A 10,060-nucleotide genomic window follows, 5' to 3' on the forward strand; every position below is an offset into this window, starting at 1 on the left:
CGGATCACATGGGGAGTCATCATGACAAGGAACCGTTCGACCAGACGAAGACGCGCGTGCTCGCTCGCCGCCGCCCTGCTCGTGCTCGCCGCCGCGACGACCGGCACCGCGCAGGCCGACCCGCTCGCGCCGACGGATCTCGCTCCGCTGCCCGGGGACGACCAGAGCATGGCGCTGGCGGTCAACGAGTCCGGGGTGACGGTCGGCACGTCGTCGGCGGGCCGCGACCCGCGCCTCGACCATCCGGTCCGGTGGGACAACGCCGGACATCCGACCGCCCTTCCCACGCCAGGCGCCACGCAGGGACAGGCACGCGCCATCAACAGCCACGGCGTCGCCGCGGGCTACGTGCTGACGCCGACCGTCGCGATCCCGGCGCGCTGGGACGCCGCGGGCCAGGTGACCTTGATGCAGCTTCCGCCGGGCTACCACAACGCGATGGGCGAATACATCAGCGACACCGGCGTCGTCGTCGGGGAATGGCTGACGCCGGACAACTTCGAGCACCCGTTCCGCTGGGATCCGGACGGCCAGGTCACCGACCTCGGCACGCTGCCCGGCGACACGTGGTGCGTCGCCACCGGCATCTCCGCCGACGGCACGGTCATTTCCGGCCTGGACACCAACCCGGTGAAGGCCCACTCCGTGCGCTGGGTGAACGGCGGGCCGATCACCGATCTCGCGCCGTCCGCGTGGGCCAGCGCGAACAACGTCATGAACCGGGACGGGACGATCGCCGGGCACCTGACCGACGTGCAGAACGGGACCTCGGCCCCGGTGACCTGGGGCCGCGACGGCACGCTCAAGCGCCTCGCCTGGCCGAGCCCCCATCCGAGCTGGCTCAACCAGGTCGGGCCCACCGGCTATGTGACCGGCAGCGGCTATCTCTATCCGCCGGACCGGGATTCGGTGCTCTGGGACCCGGAAGGGAACGTGGACGTCATCGACGGCGACATCGCGGGAGTCGATTCGAACGGCACCGCCGTGGGAGCGTTCCAGCGGCGCGCGACTGTCTGGTACGAGAACGGGAACCGGACGCAGTTCGGGCTGTTGCCCGGCGGCACTTACAGCAAGGCGGAGTGGATCACCGACAGCGGATACATCGTCGGGAGCGCGGACACCACTGGGTACAAAACGCACGCGGTGGCTTGGAAAATCGGTTAGCGCCGGACGCGGCTGGGCGGGCCTCGCGTCCGCCCGGCCGCGCCTGCGTTTTCAGCGTCGCCGTCGGACGCGCTCACTCCACCCGGAAGACCGGACCACGCGGGACGAACGGCAGCCGGGCGCCGCGCGGGACCAGGAACGCGTGTTCCCGGTGCGGCCGGACGTGGTCGCACTGCGCGTCGGTGATGATCAGGACCGGGCCGTCCGCCGGGAAGTCCGGGGCGCGGCGCAGCAGGTCGACGCCGGGCTGCAGGCGGGTGCCGCCGCGGCCGCGGACCTTCACCCGGCCCGCGATGTCTTCCACCGCAAGGTATCCGGCGTCGTAAGCAGCCGCGTCGCAGAACACCACCCGGGCCGCCGGGACGTCGCGGGCCCGCGCGTACGACGCGATCGCGCCGAGCGCCTTGCCCAGCAGTTCCGCGTTCATCGAGCCGGACGTGTCCAGCACGACGCCGAAGGTCGAGCGGCGGTCGAGCCGCTCCGGCCAGAACCGGCCCGGGCGCGGGATGTCCGGTGTCGCCGATTGACGGCGCGACGCTCGCGCATAGCTGCGCTCCGGCCGCTCCGCCTGGACGTGCTCGTCGAACCACTTCGCCAGCTGTGCGTCCCACGGCAGCGGCGGGTGGTCCAGCGCGCGGATCTCCTGTTCCAGCCCGAGCGGCAGCAAGCCGCGGCCCTGGGCGTGGTGGTAGACCAGGCCCTGGCTGAGCGCGCGGCGATAGAACTCGTCCAGGTCGACGCCACCGGTCCGGTCGCCGTCCCGCCACGGAAGCGGCTTCGGTTCCGTGCGGCGCGAGGAGCGGCGGGCGGCAGCTTCCGGTTCGGACAGCCAGTCGCCCAGGACGTCTCCGGCTTCGCGGCCGCCCAACGTGCGCAGCTTGCGAGCGCGGCGCAGGTCGGTGGTGAGCGTGTCGTACACCGATTCCGCGGACAGCGCGGCGAGCTGCGGATCGTGCAGGCAGTCGCTCGGCAGCTCACCGACGCCGAGGGCGACCAGCCAGCCGTTGATCACGTAGTCGCACGCGACGTTCCACAGGTACGGGTCGCGGCCGAGGGCGCGGCGGTCGTGCCGGAGCGCGGCGTGCAGCATTTCGTGGGCGAGCACGAACCGCCATTCCTCCGCGGTCAGCGCGGCGTTCGGGTTGACGTAGATCTCGCCGTGTTCGGCGTCGACCGCCGCGACCGAGATGTCCCAGGCCCGGACCACCTCGGGATCGACGATCAGGGTGAACCCGGCGGCCACCGCGCCGAGCAGCGGGAACGACGAGGCGAACCAGCCCAGCGCGCGGTCCCACTCCCCCGGACGCCGCCGGAGCCGGGTCTGGCCTCGTGCTTCGGCGGCCTGCTCCATCGCCTCGGTGGCCGAGGCGATCAAGCCGCGCGCGAATCGCTCAGTCCACGGGTCGGGCTTCCCGTAGTGCTGGACCTCCCAGCGGTTCGGCGGTTCGGCGAGCGCCAGGCACGGCCGGTCGCCGCCGGTGCCGAGCGACCGGAAGACCTCGGGCACGCCGGTTTCGCGCCAGGCGCGGGCGAGGGAAAGCTCGTCCGTGCCGGGAAGTTCGGGCAGAAGCGTCAGCGGCGTCCCGACCCGCACCGCCTCCGCGAACCGGTGCACCGCGACGCAGCACGCCGCGCTGTAGCTCGCGTCCACGCTTCGGTCGGCAGTGATCGCGTCCGCTTCGGCGAGCCGGTCTTCGTCCAGGTGGCCGAGGCCGAGGTGCAGCAGCAGATGCGCGAACACCCACGCCCATTCGGCGGGCTCGGCGTCGCGAGCGCGGTTCGGGGTGAGCACCCCGCGGTCGGAAACGACTGCCCAGCTTTCCTTGCCGGGCAGGCTGAGCCGGTCCAGGCTCGCACCCCGGGAAAGATGGTCCAGGACGGTGTTCGCGCGGACCAGCGCCCAGCCCGCGTCGATCGCCTTGGTGCGGCGCTCGCGGAGACGCGCCTCGGTGTGGGCCCCGCTCATGCCCGCGCCGCCACCAGCCGCGGCAGGTCGCGCGCGGTCTCGACCAGGAACCAGGACGGCAGGCGCGGGTTGCCCGCCTCGTCGTCCGCGATCACCAACTGCGCCATCTCCAGCGAGATCTCCGCCAGTTCGACCAGCAGGCTCTTCGCGCGGAACGCGAACTGCCGCACCGCCGCCGACGCGTGCCGCTTGTCCGCGGGCAGGTCGCGGGACAGCCGGACGCGGAACGTCTCGGCGAGGAAGTAGAGCAGGTCCCGCTCGCCCGGCTCGGCGGGCCAGCGCGCGTCGCCCTTGATGATCGCTTCCAGGTCGAAGGCGTGCCGGGCGGCCTTCAGGAAGGACCGGAACGCGCCCGCGTGCTGCGGGGTCAGCGTGGCGTACGCGAGCAGCCCGGCCGTCTCGTCGTCGAGCGGGTCGCCCGCCGAGTGCATCAGGTCGGACAGCATGTGCCAGGACCGCGGCGTAGAGAACGGTTCCTCGGTCTTCGGCGGCTGGCTCCACAGATGGTCCGGGCGCTGGGTCAGGTATTCGACCACCGCCGGGTGGATGCCGTTTCCGGCCGCCCAGGCGAGCCAGTCGCCCGCCGACGCGCGCAGGTGCAGGTGCACCAGCCGGTTCACCAGCGCCGAGGCCATCGGGCGGGCCAGCGCCTGGTCGGCGGCGCGGTTTCCGGCCCCGATCACCACCGAACCGGGCGGCAGCTCGTAGGAGCCGATCCGGCGGTCGAGGATCAGCGAGTAGAACGCCTTCTGCACGTCCGGCGACGCGGCGTTCAGCTCGTCCAGGAACAGGCAGTACGGCTCGTCGCGGGCGATCTGCTCGGGCGGGCAGAACCGGCTGCGGCCGTCGGCGATCTGCGGCACGCCGATCAGGTCCTCCGGCGCGAGCTGGGTGCCGAGCAGCGAAACGCATTCGAGGCCGAGCGCCGCCGCGAATTCCCGGACCAGCGACGACTTCCCGATTCCGGGCGCGCCCCAGAGGAAAACCGGCCGGACGACGGCGGTGGTGAGCAGGATGTCGGGCAGCTGGGCAGGCGTGACGGTGAGCTGGGCGTGCAAAACGTGGACCTCTCCGGTGTCGGGACATCCTCGTGCGGTGCCCGTTTCGTGCCGTTATGGTCCCGCGCCGGGCCAGCTGCCCGCATCCGGTTTTTCAGCTTCGCGCCGCCGTCGGGTACGGAAGCAACGCCATCTCGCGTGCGTTCTTGATCGCGGCCGCTACCTGTTTCTGCTGCTTCGGCGTCAATCCGGTGACCCGGCGGGCCCGGATCTTGCCGCGGTCGGAGATGAATTTCCGCAGCAGGTCGACGTCTTTCCAGTCCACCCTGGTGATTCCGGCGGCGTGGAGGGGATTGGGGCGCCGCCGCGGCGTCCGGTCCGGTTTGGGCATGGCGCTCACCAGCTCGACTTCGAGACGCCGGGCAGTTCCCCGTTGTGCGCCATCTGCCGCATGCGCACCCGGGACAGCCCGAATTTCCGCAGGTATCCGCGCGGACGGCCGTCGGCGGCGTCGCGGTTGCGGATGCGCGTGCGGCTGGCGTCGCGCGGCATCCGTTGCAGCGCAACGACTGCGTCGGCCTTCTCCTCCGAAGAGGCGGACGGCGAAGCGATCACCGCTTTGAGCGCGCGCCGCCGTTCCCCATAACGGGCAGCGATCACCTTCCGCTGCTCGTTCTTCGCGATTTTCGACTTCTTCGCCATCAGCGTTCTTCCTTGAATTCGACGTGCTTGCGCGCCACCGGGTCGTATTTGCGCAATACCATCCGGTCCGGGTTGTTCCGGCGGTTCTTCTTGGTCACGTATGTGTAGCCGGTGCCCGCGGTGGACCGCAGTTTGATGATCGGCCGGATGTCGGTGCTTTTCGCCATCTAGAACTTCACTCCCTTCGCCGCGAGGTCGGCGACGACGGCTTCGATGCCGCGTTTGTCGATCGTCTTCATGCCCTTCGCCGACACCTTGAGCCGCACGGTGCGGCCGAGACTCGGCACGTAGTAGCGGCGCGTCTGCAGATTCGGCTCCCAGCGCCGCGAGGTGCGGCGGTGCGAATGCGAGACCTGCTTGCCGTAGCCCGGCTTGCGGCCGGTGACCTGGCACACGGCTGACACGGACCCTCCCAAGTTGATAGTGACATTCATGTTCAACTACGCTCGTCACCGTACCCCGCCCCGTCGTCTGGAGATCCAGTGCCCCAACGTCCGCGTGTCCCGCTCGTGCTCTGCAGCGGGATCGCCCCGGCCCGCAACGACGACCTCGCCGCGCTCCTGCTCCGCGCGAGCCCCGGCACCGCCGTCGTCCATCACGACCTGCGCGACATCGGCTCCGGCGTCGTCCGCCGCCGCGTCCGGCTCCGCGGCCGCGACCAGCTCACGCCGCTCGAACTCGCGCACGGCTGCGTGAACTGCACGCTGCGCGAGGACCTGCTGCCGCTGCTGCGCCGGCTGGCGCGGATGCCGCAGGTCGACCGCATCGTGGTGCGGCTGGACGAGGCGATGGAGCCGGAGCCGGTGAGCTGGGCGGTCCGCAACGTCCTGGTCGGCGACCGGCCGGTGAGCGACGACGTCGAACTCGAAGCGGTGTTCACCGTGCTCGACTGCGCGAACTGGCTCGCCGACGTCACCGGCGACGACCTGCTCGCCGAGCGCGGCCTGCAGGGCAGTCCCGAAGACGAGCGGACGGTCGCGCAGGTGGCACTGTCCCAAGTGGAATCGGCGGACGTGCTGGTGCTCGCCGGAGCGGCTCCGGACGCCTGGTGCGCGGCAAAGTCCTCAGCGGTGCTGGACCGGGTCGCGCCGTCGGTGCCGCGAGTCGAGCTGACCCGCACCGACGCCGCCGGGCTGTTCGCCGCGATCCCGGCCGACGCCCGCCGCGGCGCGGTCACCGACCTGCACGGCGCGTTGCTGCGCGGTGCGCCGCCGCTGCAGCCGGACTGCGGCATCGAACTGCTCCAGTTCACCGCGCAGCGCCCGTTCCATCCGGAGCGGCTGCACGAGGCGATCGATCTGCTGCTCGACGGCGTGGTCCGCACCCGCGGCCGGGCCTGGGTCGCCAGCCAGCCGGACGTCGCGTTCTGGATCGAGTCGGCGGGCGGCGGGCTCGGCATCGGGCACGCCGGGCCGTGGCTCGCCTCGCCGGACGGGCCGGACTGGGCCGACGTCTCCCCCGAACGCCGCACGCTCGCCTCGCTGCGCTGGGACCCGGTGCACGGCGACCGCGCGCAGGAGCTGGTGATCGTCGCCGATCAGGCCGCCCCGGCGGAGATCGAAAGCGCGTTGCGCGCCGCCCTGCTCACCGACGCCGAACTGGCCGAGGGCGAGGCGGCCTGGCGCGAGTACCCCGACCCGTTCGGGGACTGGCACGAGGACCCCTGCGAAGAAACCGAAGAACCCGACCGGCACGCGAACGCCGCCAACCAGAAGGACGAAACCCTGTGAAACCCGGCATCCACCCCGACTACCACCCGGTGGTCTTCAAGGACTCGTCGACCGGCGACGCGTTCCTGACCCGCTCCACCGCCACCTCCGACCGGACGATCGAATGGTCCGACGGGAACACCTACCCGCTCGTCGTGGTGGACATCAGCGCGTGGTCGCATCCGTTCTGGACCGGCACCCAGCGGATCCTGGACTCCGCGGGCCAGGTCGAGAAGTTCCACCGCCGCTACGGGCAGCGCCGGAGCGGGGGTGCGCGCTGATGGCCGTCCCGAAGCGGAAAATGTCGCGCAGCAACACCCGGTCCCGCCGCTCGCAGTGGAAGGCCGCCGCGCCGGACCTGGTGCCGATCGTCGTGGACGGCGAGCGGAAACTGGTGCCGCGCAAGCTGATCAAGCACTTCCAGCGGCTCGAGCGGTGAGCGCTCTTCCGGTCACTGTCCTTTCCGGATTCCTCGGCGCCGGGAAAACCACGCTGCTCAACGAGATCCTGGCCAACCGCGAGGGCTTGCGCGTCGCGGTGATCGTGAACGACATGAGCGAGGTCAACATCGACGCCGCGCTCGTGCGGGACAGCGTGTCGCGGACCGAGGAACGACTGGTCGAGATGACCAACGGGTGCATTTGCTGCACCCTGCGCGAGGACCTGCTGGACGAGGTCGCCCGGCTGTGCGACGACGGGCGGTTCGACCATCTGCTCATCGAGTCCAGCGGGATCTCCGAGCCGATGCCGGTGGCCGCGACGTTCTCCTTCCCCTCCGGCGACGGCTCCCCGGTGCTGTCTTCGGCGCGGCTGGACACCATGGTCACCGTGGTGGACGCGGCGAACTTCGCCCGCGAACTGGATCGCGGGGACAGCCTGGCCGAGCGCGGGCTCGACCAGTACGACGGCGACGAACGGACGGTCAGCGACCTGCTGATGGACCAGGTCGAGTTCGCGGACGTGCTGCTGCTGAACAAAACAGACCTGGTCACGTCCTCCGAACGGGATCGGCTGATCGCTTCGCTGCGCCGGCTCAACCCGGCCGCCGACGTCGTCTCCGCCGAGTTCGGCCGGGTGCCGCTGGCACGGGTCTTCGGCACCGGCCGGTACGACGCCGAACGCGCGCAGCAAGCGCCGGGCTGGGTGGCGGAACTGAACGGCGACCACGTGCCGGAGACCGAGGAGTACGGCATCTCCAGCGTCGTGTTCCGCTCCGGCCGCGCGTTCGACCCCGCGCGGTTGTGGGAGTTCGTCACCCAGCGGCTCGATTCCGGCGAGTTCGGCACGGTGCTGCGGTCGAAGGGGTTCTTCAGCCTCTGCACGCGGCCGGGCACGCTCGGCCTGTGGTCGCAGGCGGGCAGCGTGGCGCGGTTCGAACCGCAGGGAGTCGCCGCCGAACCCCGGCAGGAGCTGGTGTTCATCGGCGTCGGCCTCGAACACGCCGCGCTGCTCGAAGCGCTCGACGCGTGCCTGACCGACAGCTCCGCCACCGTGGACCCGTTCCCCGAGTGGGAACCGGTCCACGTCCACTGAGGACAGTTCCGGCTCACGGCCGCGGCGCCGTGAGCCGGAACCGCCCGCACCCGGTCAGTCCATGGTGAGCACGATCTTGCCGTGGACGTTCCCGGCCTGATAGGTCCGCATCGCCTCAACGGCCTCGGCGAGCGGGAACACGGCCATGATGTGGTGCGTCAGCTCTCCGTTCGCGTAAAGGTCCGTCAGCCGCGAGAGGCGGGCCGCCGAACGAAGGTTCGGCGTGATCCGGATGCCCAGCTCTTCGACGCGCTCGTGCTCGGTCAGGGTGAGAATCCGCGACCGGTCCCTGACCAGCTTCACCGTGTACTCCAACGCGTCGCCGCCCACCCCGTCGACGGCCGCGGTGACGCCGTGTGGAGCCACCTGCTCGACGAAATCCTCGCTGTAGGCAAGGGGAATCGCCCCCAGCGCACGCACCTGCTCGTGCCACGCGGGACGCGCGACGCCGAGCACCTTCGCGCCGCGCAGCCGGGACAGCTGCACCGCCATCGCCCCGACGGAACCCGCCGCGCCGTGCACCAGCACCGTGTCCCCCGGGCCCACCCCGATCGTCTCGACCGCGATGTCCGCGGTCTGCGCCGCCGCGGTGAACGCGCCCGCGACCTCCCACGGCATCCCCGGCGGCTTCGGGACCACCTGGTCCTGCCCGGCGACAAGGACCTCCTGATACCCGCCCAACCGTCCGAAGCCGAGCACCTCGTCGCCGGCGGCGAACCCTTCGACGCCCTCGCCGACTTCGTCGATCACCCCGGCGAACTCGTTGCCCGGCACGGTGAACGCGCCCGGTTCCGGCACCGGGACGATCCCCGCGACCACCGCGAGGTCGAACGGCTGCACCCCCGCCGCCTTCACCCGGACCCGGACCTCCCCCGGTCCGGGGCTCGGCTCCGGCACCTTCTCCAGCCGCAGCACCTCCGGCCCGCCCGGTTCGCGGAAACCGATCGCCTTGCCCATGCACGCCTCCAGCGCTCGTGTCGATCACCGGAAGTCTTCAACTTCAAGCGCGCTTGAAGTCAAGAACTCCGTGGGATAGGTTGGGCGGCGATGACTACCGGGACGGCATTGCGCCACTCACGGATCGGCTACCCGGTGCTCTTCTGAGCGCCGCGCGGGCTCCGCCTCCTTCGTCGTGACCACAGGCGCCTCAACGACGACAGGAGAAATTCATGCCCGGCAAGACCCTGCAGATCCCCACCGCCGACGGCGTCGCCGACGCCTTCGCCGCTTTCCCCGCCGACGGCGGGCAGCACCCCGGGGTGCTGATGTACGCCGACGGCTTCGGCCTCCGGCCCGTGCTCCGCGACCTGGCCCGCGAGCTGGCCGGACACGGCTACTACGTCTTGGTCCCCAACTATTTCTACCGGCAAGGCCCGGCCCCGGTGCTCGAACTTCCGGACTTCATCGGAGCCGACGAGCGTCCCGGCGTCTTCGCCCGCGTGATGCCGATGATCGAAGCGCACACCCCCGAACTGGCCCTCCGCGACGCGGACGCCTACCTCGAGTTCCTTGCCGCCCAGCCGGAAGTCAGCGCCGGGCCGGTCGGGGTGACCGGCTATTGCATCGGCGGCCTTCTCGCCGTCCGCACCGCCGCGGCCCGTCCGGACCGGGTCGCCGCGCTCGCCGCGTTCCACGCCCCGGTCGGCGCCGCCGGGCCCGAGAGCTTCTCTCAGCTCACCGCTCAGGCTCACTTCGGCCATGCCGAATCCGACCTGACGCCCGAGGCTCTCGGCGAACTCAACCAAGCTCTCGATGCCGCAGGAGTCACCTGCACATCCGAGATCTATCCCGGCACTGTCCACGGGTTCACCATGGCCGACACCGACACTTTCGACGCTGCCGCACTGCGACTTCACTGGGAACGGCTGGTGCCGCTGCTCGCGAACACCCTCGCCGGATGAAGGTTCAGCCGTTTCGCAGCCGGGCCCCCGCGGCGAAACCGCTGGGAGCGACACGACCCAACACCAAACCAACCCCAATTCGAAGAC

At 71.0% G+C, this 10,060-nt stretch carries 13 protein-coding genes; 6 read left to right on the top strand and 7 right to left on the bottom strand.

The window, feature by feature from the left end; all coding sequences use genetic code 11:
* Window positions 1-21 precede the first annotated feature (21 nt).
* Window positions 22-1,164 carry an HAF repeat-containing protein gene (locus ACWGIC_RS31195; protein WP_452079485.1) on the top strand — a complete coding sequence of 381 codons (1,143 nt, stop codon included), beginning with the start codon at window positions 22-24 and terminating at the stop codon, window positions 1,162-1,164.
* Between the two features lie 73 nt (window positions 1,165-1,237).
* Here ACWGIC_RS31195 and ACWGIC_RS31200 read toward each other — a convergent pair whose 3' ends face one another.
* From ACWGIC_RS31200 to rpmB, 6 genes are all read right to left on the bottom strand, one after another.
* A complete protein-coding gene (locus ACWGIC_RS31200) occupies window positions 1,238-3,130 on the bottom strand; it encodes a vWA domain-containing protein (RefSeq protein WP_452079486.1) in 1,893 nt (630 codons plus the stop codon).
* Window positions 3,127-4,188 carry an AAA family ATPase gene (locus tag ACWGIC_RS31205; protein WP_452079487.1) on the bottom strand — a complete coding sequence of 354 codons (1,062 nt, stop codon included), beginning with the start codon at window positions 4,186-4,188 and terminating at the stop codon, window positions 3,127-3,129. The genes ACWGIC_RS31200 and ACWGIC_RS31205 overlap by 4 nt, the downstream gene beginning before the upstream one ends.
* Window positions 4,189-4,282: 94 nt before the next feature.
* Window positions 4,283-4,528: a 30S ribosomal protein S18 gene (gene rpsR / locus ACWGIC_RS31210; RefSeq protein WP_452079488.1), complete on the bottom strand. Its 246-nt coding sequence runs from the start codon at window positions 4,526-4,528 to the stop codon at window positions 4,283-4,285.
* Entirely contained in the window at window positions 4,525-4,830 is a 306-nt protein-coding gene (gene rpsN, locus ACWGIC_RS31215; RefSeq protein WP_452079489.1) for a 30S ribosomal protein S14, read from the bottom strand. The genes rpsR and rpsN overlap by 4 nt, the downstream gene beginning before the upstream one ends.
* Window positions 4,830-4,997, bottom strand: a complete 168-nt coding sequence (gene rpmG / locus ACWGIC_RS31220) for a 50S ribosomal protein L33 (RefSeq protein WP_116205050.1) — start codon at window positions 4,995-4,997, stop codon at window positions 4,830-4,832. Before rpmG ends, rpsN begins: the two co-directional genes overlap by 1 nt.
* Window positions 4,998-5,234, bottom strand: a complete 237-nt coding sequence (gene rpmB, locus ACWGIC_RS31225) for a 50S ribosomal protein L28 (protein ID WP_406633116.1) — start codon at window positions 5,232-5,234, stop codon at window positions 4,998-5,000. It lies immediately after the preceding gene.
* Between the two features lie 78 nt (window positions 5,235-5,312).
* On the opposite strand from rpmB, the gene mrf reads away from it, so the two are divergent.
* The 4 genes from mrf to ACWGIC_RS31245 are packed head-to-tail and all read left to right on the top strand — an operon-like array spanning window position 5,313 to window position 8,072.
* A complete protein-coding gene (mrf, locus tag ACWGIC_RS31230; protein WP_452079490.1) occupies window positions 5,313-6,560 on the top strand; it encodes a ribosome hibernation factor-recruiting GTPase MRF in 1,248 nt (415 codons plus the stop codon).
* Window positions 6,557-6,820, top strand: a complete 264-nt coding sequence (locus ACWGIC_RS31235; RefSeq protein ID WP_009078888.1) for a type B 50S ribosomal protein L31 — start codon at window positions 6,557-6,559, stop codon at window positions 6,818-6,820. The genes mrf and ACWGIC_RS31235 overlap by 4 nt, the downstream gene beginning before the upstream one ends.
* A complete protein-coding gene (gene rpmF, locus ACWGIC_RS31240) occupies window positions 6,820-6,978 on the top strand; it encodes a 50S ribosomal protein L32 (protein ID WP_037805693.1) in 159 nt (52 codons plus the stop codon). The genes ACWGIC_RS31235 and rpmF overlap by 1 nt, the downstream gene beginning before the upstream one ends.
* Window positions 6,975-8,072, top strand: coding sequence for a GTP-binding protein (locus ACWGIC_RS31245; RefSeq protein WP_452079491.1), 1,098 nt, complete (start codon window positions 6,975-6,977; stop codon window positions 8,070-8,072). Before rpmF ends, ACWGIC_RS31245 begins: the two co-directional genes overlap by 4 nt.
* Before the next feature lie 54 nt (window positions 8,073-8,126).
* Here the strand turns inward: ACWGIC_RS31245 and ACWGIC_RS31250 are convergent, their stop codons facing one another.
* Window positions 8,127-9,029, bottom strand: a complete 903-nt coding sequence (locus tag ACWGIC_RS31250; RefSeq protein WP_452079492.1) for an NADP-dependent oxidoreductase — start codon at window positions 9,027-9,029, stop codon at window positions 8,127-8,129.
* A 212-nt stretch (window positions 9,030-9,241) separates the two neighbouring features.
* On the opposite strand from ACWGIC_RS31250, the gene ACWGIC_RS31255 reads away from it, so the two are divergent.
* Window positions 9,242-9,973, top strand: coding sequence for a dienelactone hydrolase family protein (locus ACWGIC_RS31255; protein WP_452079493.1), 732 nt, complete (start codon window positions 9,242-9,244; stop codon window positions 9,971-9,973).
* Window positions 9,974-10,060 lie beyond the last annotated feature (87 nt).

The sequence above is a fragment of the Amycolatopsis sp. NPDC054798 genome, assembly GCF_053611505.1.